The organism is Pseudomonas sp. H3_E07 (genome assembly GCF_054668895.1).
In genome coordinates this window covers 1,548,625-1,568,747 of the sequence record NZ_CP162795.1, presented here as the reverse complement: position 1 = coordinate 1,568,747, position 20,123 = coordinate 1,548,625, and the positions used below count along the sequence as shown (strand labels likewise).

The 20,123-nt window shown below is 61.4% G+C and carries 12 protein-coding genes and 1 pseudogene; 11 read left to right on the top strand and 2 right to left on the bottom strand.

All coding sequences use genetic code 11. The annotated features are described in order from the left end of the window. Positions 1 to 45 precede the first annotated feature (45 nt). The 9 genes and pseudogenes from AB4O08_RS07130 to AB4O08_RS07090 all read left to right on the top strand — a co-directional run bounded on the left by AB4O08_RS07130 (position 46) and on the right by AB4O08_RS07090 (position 8,368). Positions 46 to 605 (top strand): annotated as a pseudogene (locus AB4O08_RS07130) (fimbrial protein). 19 nt (positions 606 to 624) lie between these two features. Beyond that, positions 625 to 3,228 (top strand): outer membrane usher protein, encoded by a 2,604-nt coding sequence (locus AB4O08_RS07125; protein ID WP_021491809.1) that lies wholly within the window; start codon positions 625 to 627, stop codon positions 3,226 to 3,228. Further along, positions 3,225 to 3,986, top strand: a complete 762-nt coding sequence (locus tag AB4O08_RS07120) for a fimbria/pilus periplasmic chaperone (protein WP_010212832.1) — start codon at positions 3,225 to 3,227, stop codon at positions 3,984 to 3,986. The genes AB4O08_RS07125 and AB4O08_RS07120 overlap by 4 nt, the downstream gene beginning before the upstream one ends. A 21-nt stretch (positions 3,987 to 4,007) precedes the next feature. Then, on the top strand, positions 4,008 to 4,580 hold the full coding sequence (locus tag AB4O08_RS07115) for a fimbrial protein (RefSeq protein ID WP_010212831.1): 573 nt from the start codon (positions 4,008 to 4,010) through the stop codon (positions 4,578 to 4,580). A 10-nt stretch (positions 4,581 to 4,590) separates the two neighbouring features. Then, positions 4,591 to 5,085, top strand: coding sequence for a fimbrial protein (locus tag AB4O08_RS07110; RefSeq protein WP_010212830.1), 495 nt, complete (start codon positions 4,591 to 4,593; stop codon positions 5,083 to 5,085). 13 nt (positions 5,086 to 5,098) lie between these two features. Beyond that, positions 5,099 to 5,578, top strand: coding sequence for a fimbrial protein (locus AB4O08_RS07105; RefSeq protein WP_010212829.1), 480 nt, complete (start codon positions 5,099 to 5,101; stop codon positions 5,576 to 5,578). An 11-nt stretch (positions 5,579 to 5,589) separates the two neighbouring features. Next, on the top strand, positions 5,590 to 6,138 hold the full coding sequence (locus AB4O08_RS07100) for a fimbrial protein (protein WP_042571708.1): 549 nt from the start codon (positions 5,590 to 5,592) through the stop codon (positions 6,136 to 6,138). 98 nt (positions 6,139 to 6,236) lie between these two features. Further along, positions 6,237 to 7,202: a fimbrial protein gene (locus AB4O08_RS07095; protein WP_010212825.1), complete on the top strand. Its 966-nt coding sequence runs from the start codon at positions 6,237 to 6,239 to the stop codon at positions 7,200 to 7,202. A gap of 194 nt (positions 7,203 to 7,396) precedes the next feature. Further along, entirely contained in the window at positions 7,397 to 8,368 is a 972-nt protein-coding gene (locus AB4O08_RS07090; protein WP_047541288.1) for a fimbrial protein, read from the top strand. 14 nt (positions 8,369 to 8,382) lie between these two features. Here AB4O08_RS07090 and AB4O08_RS07085 read toward each other — a convergent pair whose 3' ends face one another. Then, the gene (locus tag AB4O08_RS07085; RefSeq protein WP_021492549.1) at positions 8,383 to 9,150 is read right to left on the bottom strand and encodes a siderophore-interacting protein; all 768 of its coding nucleotides are present in this window, start codon (positions 9,148 to 9,150) and stop codon (positions 8,383 to 8,385) included. Beyond that, the gene (locus AB4O08_RS07080; RefSeq protein ID WP_044286688.1) at positions 9,147 to 9,716 is read right to left on the bottom strand and encodes a PadR family transcriptional regulator; all 570 of its coding nucleotides are present in this window, start codon (positions 9,714 to 9,716) and stop codon (positions 9,147 to 9,149) included. The genes AB4O08_RS07085 and AB4O08_RS07080 overlap by 4 nt, the downstream gene beginning before the upstream one ends. A gap of 158 nt (positions 9,717 to 9,874) precedes the next feature. Here AB4O08_RS07080 and AB4O08_RS07075 point away from each other — a divergent pair, with 158 nt between their 5' ends. Next, complete coding sequence (locus AB4O08_RS07075) at positions 9,875 to 15,577, top strand: dermonecrotic toxin domain-containing protein (RefSeq protein ID WP_460114775.1); 5,703 nt, start codon at positions 9,875 to 9,877, stop codon at positions 15,575 to 15,577. A gap of 431 nt (positions 15,578 to 16,008) precedes the next feature. Beyond that, positions 16,009 to 20,094 (top strand): hypothetical protein, encoded by a 4,086-nt coding sequence (locus AB4O08_RS07070; RefSeq protein WP_460114774.1) that lies wholly within the window; start codon positions 16,009 to 16,011, stop codon positions 20,092 to 20,094. Positions 20,095 to 20,123 lie beyond the last annotated feature (29 nt).

Genomic DNA, 20,123 nt, shown 5'->3' with positions numbered 1-20,123 from the left:
CCCCCCGCCACTTAAGGTGGCGGGGGACGCTGGCGGGAGAAAACGGTGAATACATTCATACGCCTTGCTATCACCTCTTCATTGACGATTTTCATCAACCCTAGCGTGTTCGCGCAGGAGCCTGCGCAAGGCGCCGGGGTCGTCACGTTGGGGGGGAGATCATTGATTCAGCTTGCGGGCTGGAATTGGTCAGTGCCGATCAATCCATCGAGATGGCGCCCGAACCCATAGGTCGGCTCTTGCGAAATACGATGGGCGAACCACACCCCTTCCAATTGCGTCTGGTCAATTGCTCATTGAGTCGCCCCGACCCGTCGCGGCCAGGCGTCAGTTTGCCGGATTGGCAGCATCTGCAAGTGACCTTTGACGGGGCTCGCGATAGAAACGGTCGCTCCTTTGCTGCCTTCGGCGATTCAGAGGGGATTGCCCTTCATATCTGGGATGCGGCTGGTCAAGAGAGTGTTCCGGGTGAGCCGATGCCTCTGCTGCCGTTGGCTGAAGGTGACATGACACTTCACTACACGCTTCGCCTGATTGGAAACGGACTGCCGCTGGTGCCTGGCGCTCACCTTGCTGCGGTGCGGTTCAAGTTGGAATACTTTTGAACAGTGATGGGTTGTTTTCATGTTGAATGCGTCGAAGATCAAAAAAACGCTCCGCCCAAGCCTGTTTGGCGGGTTGATGTCAGCGGTGGGAACGGCATTGGGTGCAGGGGATATCGAGTTTAATACCGATGTTCTTGATCTCGTTGACCGCACCAATATTGACTTGTCTCAGTTTGCTCGCAGTGGGTTTATTCTGCCGGGCACTTACTCGATGGTTGTGCAGATCAATAGCCAGCCTATTTCTGAGCAATCGGTGGCGTTCTATCCCCCCGATGATGATCCCAAAGGCAGTCAGGCCTGTGTGTCGCGCGCGCTTGTGGAGGAGTTGGGCCTCAAGGCCTCCGGCGCTGCCGGGCTTACTTGGTGGAAAGGCGGGGAGTGTCTGGATATTCAAGGCTTGCCGGGTATGGAAGTCGCTGGCGATCTGGCCACCTCCACCCTGAGCATCAACCTCCCCCAGGCCTACCTTGAATACAGCGCCATCAACTGGGACCCACCCTCCCGCTGGGACGAGGGGGTGCCGGGGTTGCTGGTTGACTACAACGTGACGGCGCAAGCCAGTCACCAAAAGAATGACAGTGTCCGCCATAACTTCAGTGGCAACGGCACCGTGGGCGCCAATGCCGGGGCCTGGCGCCTGCGGGCGGACTGGCAGGGGCGTGTCGACAGAGACCGCGATCAGGCGGCCAGGCATCCGACACTGGAGTGGAGCCGCTACTATGCCTATCGCGCCATTCCTGCGCTCAAAGCGCGCCTGGTACTGGGTGAGGACTACCTGTATTCGGAGCTGTTCGACAGCTTCCGTTTTACCGGTGCTGCACTCAACTCGGATGAAAGTCAGCTGCCACCCAACTTGCGCGGTTACGCACCTGAAGTGGTCGGGGTCGCCAAGACCAATGCAAGGGTCATCATCAGCCAGCAGGGGCGTGTGCTGTATGAAACGCTGGTCGCGGCCGGACCTTTTCGTATTCAGGACCTGAATGACGCCGTGAGCGGCAGGCTCGATGTGCGGGTCGAAGAGCAGGATGGTTCGGTCCACACGTTCCAGATCGATACGGCAGGCGTGCCCTACCTGACGCGGCCTGGACAAGTGCGTTACAAACTGGCGAGCGGGCGACCGTCGAATCTTCAGTACGGCGGTGATGGTGACTTCTTCGGCAGTGGCGAGTTTTCGTGGGGCATCAGTAACGGCTGGTCGTTGTATGGCGGCGGTATAACCGATAACAACTACCGTGCGCTGTCGGTCGGTGCCGGTCGTGACCTGTTGGCGTTCGGTGCTGTGTCACTGGATGCAACTCAGTCGCACGCGAGTGTGTGGAATGAGACGCTCTCGGGGAAATCCTACCGCCTTCAATACTCCAAGAAGTTTGAAGAATACGACAGCCAAGTCACCTTTGCCGGTTATCGCTTTTCCGAGAAGAACTACTTGAGCATGAGTGAATACCTCGATGCTCGACATTACGGGAGAAACGGCGAACTCGCCGGGCTCGACAAAGAAAGTGAGTACAGCGGCAGTTGGAAACCGATTGGGGGCAGCAAGGCACTTTATACGGCCACGCTGAATAAGCAGTTTCGGGATCTGGGGGCCACGGTTTACCTGAGTTACAACAAACAAACATATTGGGAGCGCCCGGCCACTCAGCGTTGGAACGTGTCGATGTCACGCTACTTCAATGTGGGTAGCGTCAAGAACTTGAGCGTTTCGCTGAACATGTATCGCACTCAGGAGTACAACTATAAGGATAACGGCATGGCGCTGACGGTCAGTCTGCCGTTGGGGCGCAGCGGCACGCTGTCGCTGGATGCCAATAGGGCAGCAGGCAAGAACAGTTTTTCGACGCGCTACAGTGATCGCCTCGATGAGCGTAATAGCTACCAGCTCAGTGCCAGCGATAACGCTGCCAGTGGTTATCTGAGTCATATCGGTGACCAGGCAGACATCGATCTCGCTGCCAGTAAGCAACAAGGCGATTACACCAGCCTCAGTGTCTCGGCGCGTGGCGGCGGCACACTCACCGCTCACGGTGCGGCATTGCATCGTACCAACAGCACGGGCGGTACGCGCCTGATGGTCGATACCGCCGGTGTGCCCGATGTGCCTGTGCGGGGTTATGGCGCGCCGACGCGCAGCAACGCCTTCGGCAAAGCGGTCATTTCCGATATCGGCAGCTATCAGCGCACGGCGGCCAGTGTCGATCTGGAGAGTTTGCCGAGCAATGTCGAAGCCACTCAATCCGTCACGCAACTGACGCTCACCGAAGGGGCGATCGGATATCGATTCCTGGACGTGATTTCCGGCCAGAAGGCCATGGCCGTTCTGCGCCTGCCGGATGGCAGTTCCCCGCCCTTCGGCGCGACGGTGAAGAACGTCAAACAGCAGGACACCGGGATTGTGAATGACGGCGGCAATGTCTACCTCAGCGGTATTCAGCCCGGCGAAGAGATGATCGTCAGTTGGGGTGGGGCCGAGCGATGTGTCCTCACGCTGCCAGGTGTTTTGCCGGCCGATGGCTTGACCCATGCCCTGCAACTGGGCTGCCGCAGGGTAGCCACTGATCAATCCTTGCCCGAGCCAGCCAAGCTGACCGGGAAGCCTACCGATATGGAGAACACATCCTCATGATGCTCAAAACGCGCCTCACACTCCAAGCCTTTACGCTGCTGGCCCTGGGCTTGAGCCAGAGCGCCAACGCGGCGGTTGGCCTGGATCGTACCCGAGTGATTTTTGATGGTGGCAAAGAGGCCACCAGCGTGAACATCACCAACAACAACACCCAGTTGCCCTATTTGGCTCAGGGCTGGATCGAGGACGAGGCGGGCAAAAAAATCACCTCGCCGTTGATCGTACTCCCGCCGGTTCAACGCCTGGAGCCAGGGAAGCAAAGCCAGGTGAAAGTTCAGGCGTTGCCGGCGGCCAAATCGTTACCGCAGGATCGAGAGACGGTCTACTACTTCAACCTGCGGGAAATTCCGCCGCGCAGCGATAAGGCCAACACCCTGCAAATTGCGCTGCAGACTCGGATTAAATTGTTCTATCGGCCGCAAGCCATTGCGCCAAGCCAGCAAGACTTATCCAACCCGTGGCAGGAAAAACTGACCCTTACCCGCGAAGGCGAGCGTTACCAGGTGAATAACCCTACGCCTTACTACGTGACCCTGGTGGATGCACGCAGCACCAAGGACGGTAAAACCGTGCCGGGCTTCGAACCCCTGATGGTTCCGCCCAAAGGCACGCTGACCTTGGGGCCAACGGCCACCGTACTCGGCACAACGCCTTATTTGGCCTATGTGAATGATTACGGCGGGCGTCCGGTACTGGCATTCACCTGCGGTGGCAATACTTGCAAGGTCAACTCGCAAGTATCGACGCCTAATGAATAGTGCCTGCTGCTGGAGAACGTCATGAAGTCGCGCAATGTGAAGGTCTTGGGCGGCCTGTTGCTGGTCTTTGCGGGGGGCGCACAGGCCGAGGATGTCGAGGGCATGAATGGGCTGCTGAACATTTCCGGGGCCATGCATGAAACCCCCTGCAGCCTGGAGATGGCCTCACTCCATCAAACGGTCGACCTGGGCGCCGTGTCGACCAGCCAGTTGCAGCGTCCCGGCGATCAGGCAAAACCGGTGGCGTTTCAGCTGCGGTTTACCGATTGCCACCGCACCGCAGGCAGCATCCGCAGTGAACGTACCGGGAACCTGACCTGGAGTGCCTTTCAACCCGTGCTGTCGGTGGCGTTTTCCGCACCCGCCGATGCTGATGATCCGCGGTTGGTCAAAGTGCAAGGCGTCACCGGGATGGGCCTGCAATTGACCGATGCACTGGGGCGGGATGTGCAGTTGGGCGCCAGGGGCGAACCGTTGTTTTTACCCCTGGGCGGCAATGTCCAGACCTGGAACGTTCAACCCACGCGCACTTCCGCGGCGTTGACCAGTGGGGCGTTTCGGGCCGTGGTGGATTTCAGGCTCAATTATGAGTAGGGGCAGAGTGATGGCAACCTCAACCGGCCCGTGGGCCATTCTTATCGCTGGCAGCCTGCTGTGGGCTGTCGGCCAAGGCGTGCAGGCTGAAACCAGCCTGACCATCCGCGCGGTGATCATCGCGCCGCCGCCCTGTGTCATTAACAACGGCAGTACGCTCGATGTGCCGTTTGGGAACGACCTGCTGACGTCGCGGGTGGACGGGGTCAATTATCGTCGAGACGTGCCTTACACCGTCAGGTGCGACTCCCCCTTCAGCAACGCGTTGACCCTCGAACTCAAGGGCTCGGGGGCTGCGTTCGACAATCGTGTGCTGGTGACCCGCAAACCGGATCTTGGGGTCAAGCTGTTCGTGAACGGGGCTGACTGGCCGCTGAATACGGCGGTGAATTTTACCTATCCGAACTTTCCGGTGGTGCAGGCGGTGCCGGTCAAACGGGCGGGCAGCACGCTGACGGGAGGCGCATTTGATGCGACCGCCACCCTTGTGGTCGATTACCAATGAAGAGGAACGATCAATGACATTTTGGCAACCGCGAGCGTTGCTCGTCTGGTGGTCCATCGGCCTTTGCAGTGGTGCTTCGGCCAACCTGACCTTTAGCGGAACGCTGAACGAGCCTCCTCCTTGCACGATCGATGGCGGCAACACCATCGAAGTCGACTTTGGGGACGTCGGCGTCAAGCGAGTCGATGGCGTGAAATATCGCAGGGGGCTCGGTTACACCATCAGCTGCAGCCCTGCCACGCTCCCGTGGGAGCTGAAGTTGAGTGTGAACGGCACGCCCACGGTGTTCGACGGCTCGGCGGTGCAGACCAATGTGCCTGAACTGGGCATTCGGATTTTTCAGAATAACCTGCCGTTTCCACTCAATACGCCACTGGAGATAACCCTGTCGTCGCCGCCGGTGTTGGAAGTCGTACCGGTCAAACCGCTGGGCGCCATTCTGGCCCCGGCAAGGTTTACGGCGGTGGCCACGCTATTGGCCGAATACGAGTAGGAGTTGAGCCCATGCGACATGAAATGCGTCATAAAGGCTGGGCATGTGCCGGGCTGGCATGCCTGTTGATCTTCGGCCTGATCCCGGCGGGGCAGGCGGCGGACAACCTGAGTTTCAAGGGCAATCTGGTTGAAGAGGCTTGTACGATCCGCCCTGGCGACGAGGCCATCACCTTGGAACTCTGGGACGTTACCAGCAAGCACCTCTATATCAACACGCGCTCACAGGGGAAGGGTTTCAAACTGCACCTGGAGGATTGCGACACCACGATTGGCAACACGGTCACCATCACGTTCGGCGGTAGGGAAAACATGGCGCTCCCTGGATTGTTCGCGCTGGACGGTGGAAGCGGTGCATCAGGTATTGGCGTCGGTTTAGAGACGCCGAGCAACAAGCCATTGCCGCTCAATACCGTCAGCGATGAACAGGTGCTGAGTAATGGCAACAATGTCATTGAACTCAAGGCCTATGTGCAGGGTGAGCCGGATGCGATCAGGGATCAAACCATCGGGCATGGCCTGTTCACAGTGACCTCGACGTTTACGCTGGACTACCCGTAACCGCCTCAGACAAGCCTCAACTCTCCCCTGGGCGGCGTTAAAGCGTGGGCTGAATGTTCGCGGGGCAATGCATGGGTAGAGCAGCAAGAGAGATCAAAATGAAACAACTCTATAGTGCGATGGCGCTGTTCGTCCTGATGGGTTTCAGTACGATCGCAAGCGCCGCTACATGCCGTGTGAATGGCGGACAGTGGACAGAGATAGTCGGGGAACTCCCCCTACGGGTCCCTGTTACGGTGACCTTGGCCGCAGATCGTACACGGATAATGATGGAAGGCGCACGGCTTGAATGTGGGTTCTCCAGAGGCTCGCAGAGCCCGTCTTCCCGGCGGGACTACTGGGCAACGGGTAGCTCGGCGGGGACCCCCTGGGTACCGGGTATCAAATTCAGCCAGGAAGGGGCTGGTTTGCGAATCAATGGAACGTACCGAAATAACCCTATCCCGAACGGAATAAGGTTCGCCACACTGCCTGACGACCTGAGAGGTTATCCGATCGATGTCACGCCCTACATTCTGCTGCGCAACAATCCGTCCAATCCGATCGATATTCGAGTAGGGGATACGCTGGGAATCCTGCGTCTCACCGCCACGAACAACTACAACGCCAATACGGCAAGGATCTCGGTTACCTACACCGCCGCCAACAACTTCACCATCACACCGTCAACCTGCACGATCAACAATAACAACCCGATCGAGATCAATTTCGGCAACGTTCACCAGCGGGCCATCGGCGCCGATCCGTTGACCACGACGATCCGTAGCGACCGCAGGCTTACCTACTCATGCCCGGACGGCGGGATTACCACGCCGATAACTATTACCTACAAAGGCAGCCCGTCATCGTTCGACACACGCCTGCTGATGATGTCCAACCCGGACGTGGGCACGGCCCTTATTCGCGCGGGATCTGCGGTTCCAGTCAACGGTTCGTTCCTGACCCGCATTACCAACAGCGTGGGGGGCGACGATGTGACGTTTTCTCTGGTTCGGCGCGCGGGGTCGCTACCTGCCGCTGGCGCCACCAGCGGGAGCGGGGTACTCGTGATGGGGGTACCGTGACATTCCCACTCGTTTACTCGTTTTAGTCGAGACGACCAGCGGCCTACTTTTACGCTGGAATAACCGTCGCGGTGACCCGCCACTCGTAGTCCGGAAACCGCTTCAGATAAACCTCACCTTACCCCAGGCGGCTTTAAAGCGCCGGCTGAATGTTCGCTGGGCAATGCCTGGGTAGAGGTGCAAGAAGGATCAAAATGAAACAACTCTATAGTGCGATGGCGCTGCTCGTCCTGATGGGTTTCAGTACGATCGCGAGAGCAACGGATTGTCGTGTAAATGGCGGGCCGTGGAATTTTGTAGGCGCCGGCGGGACGCTCAACCTGCAAGTCCCTGTCACCGTCCAGCTGGGGGCGGACAGAACCCGGATCATGCTCGAAGGGGTGAGGTTGGAGTGCCGATTCTCCGGTTTTGGTGGTAGCCAGCCTTGGTATACGGACTACTGGGCAACGTCGGCAAGAGTCGGTCCCGCCTGGGTGCCCGGTCCCAAATTCACCCGCGAAGGTACCGGTCTTCGCATAAATGGAAGCTACTACAACACCCCTGTTCCGAATGGGATTCGAATGACGACCATGCCCAATAACGGCGTAGGGGTTCCGGTCGATGTAACGCCGTATATTTTGATACGCAACAATCCGACTAACCCAATCGATGTTCGAGTAGGCGATGTCCTCGGAAGGTTAAACCTCGACCAGACCAATAACTATAATTCCGGCAGTTCAGCACTTGCCCTGACGTATATCGCTGCCAACAACTTCTCCATCTCCCCATCAACCTGCACGATCAACAATAACAACCCGATCGAGATCAATTTCGGCAACGTCCACCAGCGGGCCATCGGCGCCGATCCGTTGACCACGACGATCCGTAGCGACCGTAGGCTTACCTACTCATGCCCGGACGGCGGGATTACCACGCCGATAACTATTTCCTACAAAGGCAGCCCGTCGTCGTTCGACACACGCCTGCTGATGATGTCCAACCCGGACGTGGGCACCGCCCTTATTCGTGCGGGATCTGCGGTTCCAGTCAACGGTTCGTTCCTGACCCACATTACCAACAGCGTGGGGGGCGACGATGTGACGTTTTCTCTGGTTCGGCGCGCGGGGTCGCTACCTGCCGCTGGCGCCACCAGCGGCAGCGGGGTATTGGTGATGGGGGTGCCGTAACACCCGCACCAGGCTCATTCTTCCTCACTGCCCTCGGCACGCCAATAACCGACGGCCTTGAGGAACGCTTCATCGACCTTGTGCGTGTCCAGCAACACCCGACGCACCTGACGCGACAGCTTGGTTTCCATCGCGACGAAGGTGTACAGCGCGCCGCTCGGCAACGTCAGTGTGCGCACGGTGTCGAGCAGGTCAACCTGGCCGCGTAGCACCCAGATCACTTCCAACTCGGCCGCGCTTTGCAGCGCCTGTTGCTCGGCCGCATCGGCGATTTCAATCACCGCCAGCACCTTGCGCCCGGCCGGCAGTTCTTCGAGGCGGCGGGCGATGGCGGGCAGGGCGGTTTCGTCGCCGATCAGCAGGTAACTGTCGAAGATATCCGGCACGATCATCGAGCCCCGTGGGCCGCCGATGTACAGGTGCTGGCCGACTTGGGCCTGTTCGGCCCAGGTGGAGGCGGGGCCATCGCCGTGCAGCACGAAGTCGATATCCAATTCGCCAAGGCTGAGGTCGAAACGCCGTGGCGTGTAGTCGCGCATCGCCGGCTGCGGGCCATCGCCCTTGATGCTGAACGTCGGGCTTTGCAGCGCGGCCTGCTCGGCGGCGTTTTGCGGGAACATCAGCTTGATGTGATCGTCACTGCCCAGGCTGACAAACCCCGCCAGCTCAGGCCCGCCGAGGGTGATGCGGCGCATGCGCGGGGTGATATCGACCACCCGTAGCACGTCGAGGCGACGGCGTTTGATTTCGTGGGTGACGCGATGGATGACGGGCGTATTCATTGGGAGTCCCCCTGGACAGGTTGAACGGCCGGGCCGTCGACGATGGCCCGGGCGGTGCTGTTGAGCAACGCGGCGACGCGCGTGATTTCTTCGGCGCTCCAGCGCCCATGGTGCAGTTGCAGGGCATGGCGCAGGTTATGCACCGCCTCGTGGATTTCCGGCGGGCGATCATGGCCGCGCAGCGAGCGTTTGCTGACATCGATGCGCATGCGCACGCCTTCCAGTGCAATCGCCTGCTCACCTAAAGAAAGACGACCGGCGTCGGTGAGGGTGTAGCGTTTTTTTCCACCTTCGGCGTCGCCGCTGATCAATTCGCTTTCTTCAAGAAAGGTCAGGGTGGGGTAGATCACGCCGGGGCTGGGACTGTAGGCACCGTCGAACAGGCCTTCGATCTGGCGGATTAAGTCGTAGCCGTGGCACGCCTGTTCGGCGATCAACGCCAGCAACAGCAACTTCAGGTCGCCGGGGGCGAACACGCGTGGGCCGCGGCCGCCGCGTTCTCGGCCGGGGCGTTTTTCGAAGCCGTCGCGGCCGTCGCCGTGGTGGTGGGAATGATGCTCTCTCATTTTGGGCCTCTCCGTTCTGGTTAAGATATAACTTAAGATATATCTTAAGGCTGTTCAAGATCAGTCGACCAATGGTCGCGGCCCTACTTAACTACCACCGCCTCGCGTGATGCGCCCAGCATGCTGATAGCCCTTCCCATGTGCATGGAGCCAGTGCGATGAGCACATTGATTTCTCCCCCTTACTCGCCGACCTCCTTGGAAATACGGGGCTATCTGCATCAGATCGGTCACCAGTTGCTCGAAACCGACACCCCTTTGCTGTCCAAACGGCCGCTCCCCATCGAGTTGCAGCAGTTGGAAAAACTCAACCAGACGCTCAAGGCATACACGCAAGCGCATGTTGAAGAAAATCGTGCGCTGTACGCCGATGTGGCCCAGGTCGACCTGCAGAGTGACGAGGGCAAGCGACGGCTGGCGACGCTCAAACGCGACCTCACCCCGCAGTTGCAGAAGCTGGACGAAGTCGGTGTGCTGGGCAGCAAAAGCCTGCGCACGTTCATGGCCAACGACGCGGGCCTGGTTGCGTTGGAACTGGAAGCCAGGCTCAACATTCAGGACTATCTGCTGCATCGTGAAGAAGCCCGGCTGGTGCAGAACCTGGGACTGGGGCCGAGCTTTCGACCGGGCATCTATGCGCTGACCTTCACCTACCAAACGCAGACGATCGAATTCGCCGGGGCCTTTGTGCTGACCGAAAAAAACACCCCCGTGGTCACGCAGTTGACCGCTGCGGAGGACGTCGGCTACGTGTTGCTGTTTACCCCAGCCCGTGGCTTTGAGTCGTTCGGCACGCTGGCCGAGATGAACAGCCAACTGCGCGAAGCAATGGCGGTCGGCAGTTGGCGCAAGGAGTTCATGAGCCTGCTGCCGCGCCAATACCAGGGGCTGTCCGCCATGGGCGTCTGGCCTCTGCTGTTGACGTCCATCGATGGCGAACCGCTGTGCGAACACACCTACGACGCCCGGCTGGCCAAGCGCGCGCTGGATATCGACTGGGCCCTGAGCAACCCCGGCCCCAGCGCCCAACACCTGCTTGCCGAGCTGGACGCTGCGATACGCGCCGCGTTGCCCGACTTCAGTCAGCGCCTGGAATTGCGCGCCCAACGCCTGCTGGACCGCTGCCTGGAACACAGCGCCCCGGCCTGGTACCGCAACGCCCCCAGCCACCAACGCGAGGCTCTGGCGCGGCACCTGGCCGAGTACGACGAGGCCCGGCAAACCCTGCTGAACCTGTTCGGCCATGCCGCCTCGCCGCAGACCCTGGCGCGCTATCAGTTGCTCGAACAACTGGCCACTGACCTGGAAATCAACGACCTTGACCCCGACCGCCTGCACGTGCGCACGCGTCGCAGCGTGGCCAGGGTCGGCACCTACGAACAAAAACACGGCCTGACCGAGCTGGCGCTGCGCGGCCTGCACAGCGGCGACGAACTGGCCGGGTCGACGTTTTTGCTCAATACCTCCTTCACCTATGCCGACGCGCCGCTGCCCGAGGCCTATCAAGACTTGACCGCCGACTATCTGGTCGGCCTGCTCGACACCCTCAAGCCGCGTGTGGCGTTTGAAACCGTGCGCCGCGAGTACTACGCCAAACCCGAGATCCATGCCGCCATCGAACAGTTGCTCGACCGCCGCCTCAACGCCCTGGCCTACACCGCCAAGCTGCAACGCCACATCACCGCGGCCGACTATCAACGCTTCACCCGCCTGCGTCGCGGCACCGACGCGCAACTGCGCGCGAGCAGCGTTGCGCTCAATGGCTATGTGCTCAAAGACCTCTGGCTGCTGCGCGAAAGCGACGAGCAGGGCGGCCTCACGCGCTTGCTGCTGTGTACCCCCGAAGCGCCCCAGGCCCAGCAGTTTCATGGTTTCGACTCAGAAGTGCTGTGCCAGGCCCACCTCCTCGCGTGGTGTGCAGACGACGCCATGCGCGCGTATCTGCTGGAGCAAGTACCCCTCAAGTCCCGTGCGGGCCTGAACACCTTCATGACCGGCCTGGGCTTTATCCCGGCACACCAGGAATACCGTCACGTCACCTTCAGCGAGGCGAGCAGCCACGCCGACTGCCTCAAGACCTTGCGCGGCCAGCTGCTGGCGGTGCAGACCGACGATTACCACTGGGGCACCCCAACATGGTACCGCGCGGCCAGCGAGGCCCAGCGCCGACAATTGACGCTGTTGGCCGAGCAGGCCGAAGGCGCCGCCAACACCTACGCGCAGCACCCGTTGTCCGACGCCAGCTTCATCACCTTCGAGCGGTTCCTGCATGCCCAGGCCAAGGTACAGCTCAATACTCTGCTTGGCCGCCAGCGGCAAAACGATGTCGACCCCGATACGGTGTGGGTGCATTACCCCAAAAACTTCCCGGCGTTAACGCGCCCCGCGTCCGTGACTTATACCCGGCTGTATCGCGATGGTTATGAGGAGTCGCTGGGGTTTCTCGACGCGAAGTTCGAAACCGTCGCCACCTTCATGGGCCCGGCCGGGGTCGACCTGAGCAAGCTCACGCCGCGCAATGTCGGGCTGTCAGTGCGCGGCGTGTGGATCGGCCAGCGCTACGCCAATGAAGTCCAGGCCAAACTGCAAAACCCCACCAGCCCCGGTTACGCCCTGCGCCGCGATGCAACGCTGGCCATCAACCAGTTGCAGTTGCGCAACGCGGCGCTGGAGTCGCGCCTCAAAGGCCATATCGTCCAGGCCGATCTGGACTGGTTCGAGCGCGCCGTCCAGAGCCTGGACGACACCTCGGTCGAGACGCGCAGCACCTACCGCGTGCATCGCCTGATGATCGATGGCGACTGGGTGATCGACACCCTGCTGTTCAGCCACGCCGCGAACCCGGTGTTGCTCTATACACCGCAGGCCCCGGACGGCGTGTTCTTCCGTGAAGCCAGGCAGTTCAACTACCTGCTGAAAAAAGTCGACGGCATGCTCGACTACTTCTGCACCCGCGTCGCGGTGCAGTCTCAGGTGCGCGTGCGGCATTTTCTGCAAACCGCCCAGGCCGGCCTGCCCGCGGACCTCAACAGCACCGACCTGAGCCTGGCGCGCTACGACACGATCGAGCACGTGCCGCCCGTGCTCGACCTGCGTCACCTGCTGCACGACATGAAGCTGCAACGCAAGATCGACGACGTGGCCGCCACCACGGTCAATCGCACCGACATGATCATTGGCCTGGTCTGGCGTTGCCTCGAACCGCTGATCGCGATTGCGACCGCGCCGTTCCCGATGTTGAGCCTGAGCCTGGGCCTGCTGCTGGCGCTCAAGGACGGCATGCTCGCCCTGCACGCCTACAACCAGGGCGACACCGACGCCGCGCTGCAACACTTCGTCGGCTACCTGAGCAACAGCCTTGGCGCGGTGTTCACCGACCTGCGCCCGGCACTCAAGTCCATCGGCCCGCTGGTGCGGCCGATGCGCCACCTCATGCGCCCAGCCGCGCCGCGCGAGGCCATGGCGCTGATCAAACAACTGCAGCCACCGCCCCCCGCGCCCGCCGCTATGCAGGCCGTACTATTCGAAGGCCGGCCGTTATGGGCGCCCAAGCAACCCGATGCCTTGGGCCGCTATCTGCTGTTTCGCCAAGACCCGGTAAGCGGCAAACTGTTGTCGACTGCGCGCCTGGTCAACCAGACGGTCGAGGGGCGCTGGGTGCGCTCGGGCCTCACCGGCGGCGCGCCGAAACGTGCGCTGCCGACACCCCATGCGTTGCAGCGCTATGAAGTGCCGATCGAACAGGCCAAAGACTACGAAACCCTGATGACATTGGAGTTTGGGCAACACTCCAGTGTCGATCAGTTGTTAGGCGAGGGCACCCGTGACAGCCTGCTGACCTATGAAATGAGCCCGCTACGGGCTCCGTATTTAAAGGCATACCTGCAGTTGCGCAGCGACGCCGACACCTTCTTCGCCCAGCTCAAACCCATCGTCCCCAGGGCCGATGTGCTGGCCTTGGAAGTGAACGCGAGCCATCGGCATATCCTGGAAAGCGCCTTCAAGGAAAACCAAGGCTTGGTGCTGGGCGCGGTGCCTGGCTCGCTCGCCGCCAAACAGCTGCTGATCGACAACATGCCCACCCTCTACGAGCAGGGCGTGCGACGCCTGTATATCGAATACCTGCCGGGCGACTTGTTCCGGGCCAAACTGGACAAGTTCAACGCCGGCGGCAGCTACAGGCACATCGGCGACTATCTGAAAAAAATCGAGACAGCCCTGGGGATCGCCAAAGACTCGCCGCACTCCTATCGCGCCCTGATCCTGGCGGCACGCCGCGAAAAAATCGCCGTCTGTGCGCTGGATGCGTCCACCGGCTACGAGGTGGACAAAGCCTTCAACCTGAGCAACGGTGCGATGGTCAGCCCGCGACCCAACGCCCAGCGCAATTTTTATTCCCACAAACTGATCGAGACCGACCTCGCCGAAAAAACCAGCGAAGGTTGGGTCGCGCTGGTCGACAGTCGCCGCCTCAACACGCACACACAGACCCCAGGGTTGGCGGACCTGCAAAAGACCCTGAGTGTGCGCGTCGAAGACGTCGCTGCCGGCCAGCCGGTAGGCATCTGGAACGACGTGCCCGGCTCGATCGCCGACGATCCGTTGGCCAAAGCCGATTTCAAGCTGACCCTGCAAACCTCCTACAGCGCGCCCCCTGTGTTCGTCAGCGCACCCCGCGCGGCTAACACCTTCAGCGACTTCGATATCGACCCACGATTCACCCAAGAACTGCACGAAATGGGCAAAGACCCGCATCCGTTCGACACCCGTTACGGCTCGCTCAACCCGAAAATCGCCGCCGCCGAAAACGCCTTTCGGAAAACCCGCGACCGTCTGAATAAGCGCGCGCAAGAGTTCTTCAAAACCCATGAACTGCCACCCCGGCCCACCTTGCCGGACCTGCCGGCGAGCACCACGCCCGCCGACTTTATCGAGCGCAGCTACCAACACGCCCCAGGGCTGATCATCTGCGAGAGCCACGCCGAGCAATCGAGCAAAGCCCTGCTGATCGATCAGATGAGCGTACTCAAGGCGCAGGGGGTCAAAACCCTGTACATGGAGCACCTGTTCACCGACCTGCACCAGGTGCACCTGGATGCCTTCCATCAAACCGGGGTGTTGGCCAAACCGCTCAAGGACCACCTGTGGACCTTAGACCGTGGCCACATGATCGAGTACCAGGGGCCGCACACCTACACCAGCGTGGTGGAAGTGGCGGGCAAACACGGCCTGCGCATCCGCGCATTGGATTGCGTATCGAGCTACTACACCAAGGGCATGAGCGAACCGCGCACGTCGCGGACGTCGATGTTCAACTTCTTCGCCAGCGAGGTCATCCGTCAAGACCAGGTCGCCCAGGGCGCGCACAAGTGGGTGGCGCACATGGGGAACGGCCATGTGTTTCCGGTCGAAGGGATTGCCGGGGTGGCCCAAACGCAAGGCGCGATCAGCCTGCGGACGTTCGATGTACCGACGGGCACGACCACCGAGTTGCGTTCAGGGCTGGAGTGGACAGTGGCCTACGGCTCGTCGTTGTACCCCAACCGGCTGACGGCGATCCGCAGCGACTTCACCTTGAGTGTCGGCATTCCTGGCAAGCGTCCTCCTCCCGCCTATGTGCCCGCCGATCGTTCACGCTTGACGCGACCGGGGCAGTTCATGGTCGAGCAGCGTTCACCCCACGAAGTGAACCTGGTGCATCACTCGCGCAGTGGCGAGATCCTCTCCACGCCGATCCAGATCGACGATCAAGGCCGCTTCTTCATCGAGCGCTGGGCAGAACTGAAGGACGAGCGCTTTACCGTGTTCGAACGACTGCTCAGCGCCCTTGATCAGGTGCTCAAGCTCACGCACGTCCAGTAGGCCTGGCGCCCCCTGTCGGCATGCGGCAGGGGGAAAGCGCGAATTGCCGTTCGGCTCAGAGCGAATCTTGCCCACACCGTTTATCCCGGATTGGCTGCAAGGCCTGTGTTGCCGGCGCGAGCAAACCATGCGTTCAAACCCGGTGACTGAAACCCTGAGCGCGGTGGACGCTTACCTCGCCGCCGGTGTTGTTCAACGGCCGCGACAACATTGCGCTCAAAGTCACCTGCAACCCACCGAAACTGGGGCTTGACGCCTTGCGCGTGGTACCCATGAGCGGCGCGCCGTATCGAGGACGAGTGAAGCCGGTGCGCATAAACCACACGTCACGGTGATCCGGGACTAACTGTCTACCGCCGTTGCCCATGGCTGCGGAACTAGTTTCCCAGGCTTGGGTGAGTCGTCGACTCACCAGGCAAGGAGCTAGTTTTGTGACACAAGCCAATCCCACGGCGCTGCTGCGTCAGACTCACATCGATACGATCCACGCCCTGTTCGCCGATCCACCGTCCCTGCGGGCGGTGGCCCAGGCCAGTGCCCAGGCCCATCTGGACGAGCACTTCGCGGCGCGTACACTGGCCGTCGAGCAGCTTTACCTGCGCACGCCGCTGGCGAGCCAGACCGCGACGTATGACTACACCGCGTTGGCGGACGCACTGGTGGCGCGGCTGGTCAATGGTGAACCGGTGCTCTACGTGCCGGGCCACCTTGAGAGTGTCCAGCGGGTGGGGGATGACTATGAGCCGAGCACACTGGATCTGTTCGAGTGTGAAGTGCTGGTCAATGAGCGCGGCGCGCTGTTGTTGGCGTCTTACCGGGAGCAGTTGCAGGCCTGGTGGAAAACGCGCTGGTGGCCGCTGGTCGAGGCGTTGATGGGCGTCGTCAGCGATACGCCCAGGCAGCCTGGCATGAGCCAGCGCCATCTTGATACGTTCTTTTCGCTGTCTTTCACCAACCCCGGCGGGGAGCTGGCCGCTCCGGCCGGTCCGTTGCGTGTCTCTACGGTTCACCTGCGCCGCGAGGACGCGGGAGACGACGATTCGGGCGAAATCCTGCCCCTGTGGTTGCTCCAGGCAACGCATTCCACGGACATGGCACTCTACAGCCCAGCGATGGGCGTGCAGTTGATCGATCAGTTGGACGATATCGGGCCGTTGCTGGCCGATCACCTGAGCCCGTTGTTGGATGAACCGGCAGGTGAGTGGTTTGTCGTTGAGCACGCAGGCCTGGCCCCTGAATCGCTGGCAAGCGGTTACCTGGCACGCCAGTTGAGTGAAATTGCCGCCATCGACCCCACGGTGCGTAGAACCGCGCAACAGTATCAGGCGCTGCTCAATGCCATCACCGACACGCGTCGCTGGTTTGTGTCCCCCCTGACAGCGTTCGGACAAGGCGTTCACGAGGCCATCCCGGCGTGGCTGTTCAACGCCGCGCAAACTGATCGACTTCAATATGGGCGTCTGCTGGTCGAGCAGGTGCGCCACTTGAACCAGGGCGCGGGCAAGCGGTTTTTCCCCGAAGTCCCGTCTCTGGCGGCGTTTGCCGAAGCAGCGTTGCAAGACTGTCTGGACAACGAGCCACGCGCGGTCGAGCTCAAGGTCCTGGATATCCATGGGGTGTTCGGCCCGCCGAGCGCTGCGCCCCTTGAGTTGACCCTGACCGAGTGGGCGCTGGAAACCCTGGGCGGGTTCACGCCGAGCCCCATCACTGTCACGCTCAAAGGCGCCCCCGCACCCGCCTGGCTGACCGAGCCCTTGCTCAGAGACTGGCTGGCCAAAGCCGATATCGCCAAGACTTACGGCGCGGTTCTGAGGCAACGGTTGGCCAAGGGCAACGCCGCCAAAGACTGGGACCGGGACCTGGCCGGCGATCAGGTGCTGTCACAGCTGAAGATGCTGGCAATGGCATACAAAATCCAGGGGCTGCACGGGCTGACCCAGCAGGGCTATCGCCTCATTAGCGAGCGTGCCGCGGGACTGCGGGCATCCTCCCGTCTGTTGCCGCTGACGCTCAAGGCCATGCCTCAAGGGCAGACGGCCGTTGTGCAGCACATGCACCTGTTGATGCCCCGGCAGGCGCCACCGGGCGCGTGCCTGTTGTATCGACCGCTGTTGAATCCGGTCGTACAGGAATTTGCCTCGCTGGAGGATCTGCACGCAGCGATCAAGGCGCCTGGTGCCTTGCGCGACAGTGTCCTGGCATGGCTGCCGACGAGTCACCGAGCGGTGTTCGAGCCGCTGCTCAGCGCCCTGCCGGTCGATGACAACGCGGCGCTGGCGGTGGAGGTGAGCGAGGACCTCGAGTCGGTGCATTCCCTGCGCGAGGCGTTCTATCTGGCGCTGGAAACCTTGAGTGAATGGCCCGTATCGGGTGGTGATGCACGGCACTGGGCCTGCTTCAAAGCGGCAGGCTGGTCGCTGACCGATGGGCTGATGCCACTGGTGCAGGGCGTGGACACGCTGACCGGGTGGCTGGGGCAGTTGATGGACACTGTGCGCCAGGATGTCGGGGCTACCACGGGTGTCGACGTGCTGGGCAACCTGGCGTGGGTGCTCGCGCAGCGGGTTTCGCCGGCCAACGTGCAGTTGCAACTGGACCTGTCAGCGTTGATGTTTGCGACGCCGCAGATGGGGCAAAATCCGTTGGAGTTGACCCGTATCCCAGCGCCCAAGCAGTTCAAGCAGCCGGATAAATGGGGCTCCGTTCTCCGTGTGAAGGCGCTCATTCAGCAGGCTCGGCTACAGACGAATCTGCGTCTTGAAGAGTGGCAAGCGCTCTACGATGGCGCCGACAGCACACGTGCTGAGGCTGAGAGCCAAGTGAGCGTGCTGTCGAGTCTGGTGGACAGCATTGTCGACAACCTTGCAGATGCAGCCGCTAACCAGGTGCGTGAGCAATACCACCAGATCTTGCAGTTCAAGTTGAAGGCGCTGTCCCAGCAATTACACGCGCTCCGGCAGCTGCGCGCCCTGGCACCGCGCCTGGGCTATGAGGTGCAAGTCTGTGCGCTGCTTGAGTCTCTGGTGGGCACGGCACGCACCCTCGGTAGTCTGGAAGCACGCTACATCGCGTCACTCGATACCTCGCTGGCGTCGATATCGCAAGAGCAAGTGAGCGAGAACCGGCGCAACCGCTTGGCCGCCTACAATGGGGCGATTCACTGGCGTGAACTGGAAAACCGTCACCTCGATGAGTTGACGGCAGTCATCGGCTGTGGCGCCGATAAGGGCCAGGCCCTCACGCTGGCCGTTGCGCCAGCCTCGGTGCTGGCACTGCAGGCGCAGCAGGTCCGGCGTTTGTGGCAGGCGGCCTGGCGCGCCGAGGATTCGGGAAGCGACGCGATGTTTGCCGGGATGCTGGCACAGACCCTTCAGCGCGTCGCGTGCGCGAGTCAGTCCCATGCAGGATTCATGGCGCTGACGCAAGCCGAGCGGATCGAGTTGTTCGACAGCGTGCTGCAGGTGTATGGCGATACCGCCGACCGGTTGGCGTTTTGCAGGGCCATTACGCCGCAAGCGTTTGATCTGGACTACCTGCATGAGCTTCAAACCTTGATCGACGAGTTGCACGCCACCGCCGAAAAAAATCTGCTGGAGGCGCTGACGGACAACGCCCCGGCTGCAGCTGTCGGCGCGCCGCGCAACAGCCTGATTCGTACCCGCGGCGGCGACGTTTATCGGGGGCGTATCGTTGAGCCGACTCACGCACAGCCCGCGCGCATCGCTCAAGTGCACGACCGCGCGGATGAGTTGATTGCCTCCTTCAAACAGGCGGCCGATGGTTTGTGGGACCCGCTGGAGCGAGCACCCGCCACGCTTGGCTGTGCAAGGGCCGGCACCTTGGTTGAGATGATCGAGCACGGCAAGCAAACGGTGGCCGGTGTCGAGCGCATGATCGCCCAGGTGTTGAGGATGGTCCCCACGGCCAAAAGGGCTCATTCGCTGCAAGACGTGCTCGCGGTGCCGGCGTTTTTCTTGCTTGAGTGCGCCGAAGCGATGCGTCGCAAGTTGGCGCAAGCGAGCGCTGCCCGCTGGCCGGTGAAGCACCGCAGCACGGCGCAACGCATTGAAGCGGATTGGCGCGCGGCGGCGGCCCGTTTGTATGAACAGGGGGTGCATGCCAGGATCGCGGTGATCAAGGCACGCGCACCGGTCCAGGCCGGGGTCGACGCGCTCCTGGCGGGCCATGAGGTGCAGTTGGTCAACCGACCGGGGCGGTATCGGGTGGACGACGCTGCGGATGATTATGTGCAGTTCTGCCAGGTCGTGGACGTTCATACCCGTCAGCCAGAGGGGTATATCCACCTTTACTATCAGCAGGCTGTCGGTCGGGACGACTTGTTTACCGCTGCGTATCTGAAGACCCCCGAGCAGCACCACGCGACCCGGCAAACCGAGCTGCCGCTGTCATTTTCGCGCTGGATGACCCCGACGGCGGCGACAATACTGGCCGACCATCGGCGTCAGGTCAGCCGGTCCCAGACCTGTCGCTGGATGGCCGATGCCGATACCCGCTGAGCAACGAGGGCAGGCGCGAACATGCTCGC

Bases quoted from the DNA above. Each gene is read 5' to 3' on its own strand.
- AB4O08_RS07125 (WP_021491809.1), top strand. From the start codon at position 625: ATGTTGAATGCGTCGAAGATCAAAAAAACGCTCCGCCCAAGCCTGTTT.
- AB4O08_RS07120 (WP_010212832.1), top strand. From the start codon at position 3,225: ATGATGCTCAAAACGCGCCTCACACTCCAAGCCTTTACGCTGCTGGCC.
- AB4O08_RS07115 (WP_010212831.1), top strand. From the start codon at position 4,008: ATGAAGTCGCGCAATGTGAAGGTCTTGGGCGGCCTGTTGCTGGTCTTT.
- AB4O08_RS07110 (WP_010212830.1), top strand. From the start codon at position 4,591: ATGGCAACCTCAACCGGCCCGTGGGCCATTCTTATCGCTGGCAGCCTG.
- AB4O08_RS07105 (WP_010212829.1), top strand. From the start codon at position 5,099: ATGACATTTTGGCAACCGCGAGCGTTGCTCGTCTGGTGGTCCATCGGC.
- AB4O08_RS07100 (WP_042571708.1), top strand. From the start codon at position 5,590: ATGCGACATGAAATGCGTCATAAAGGCTGGGCATGTGCCGGGCTGGCA.
- AB4O08_RS07095 (WP_010212825.1), top strand. From the start codon at position 6,237: ATGAAACAACTCTATAGTGCGATGGCGCTGTTCGTCCTGATGGGTTTC.
- AB4O08_RS07090 (WP_047541288.1), top strand. From the start codon at position 7,397: ATGAAACAACTCTATAGTGCGATGGCGCTGCTCGTCCTGATGGGTTTC.
- AB4O08_RS07085 (WP_021492549.1), bottom strand. From the start codon at position 9,150: ATGAATACGCCCGTCATCCATCGCGTCACCCACGAAATCAAACGCCGT.
- AB4O08_RS07080 (WP_044286688.1), bottom strand. From the start codon at position 9,716: ATGAGAGAGCATCATTCCCACCACCACGGCGACGGCCGCGACGGCTTC.
- AB4O08_RS07075 (WP_460114775.1), top strand. From the start codon at position 9,875: ATGAGCACATTGATTTCTCCCCCTTACTCGCCGACCTCCTTGGAAATA.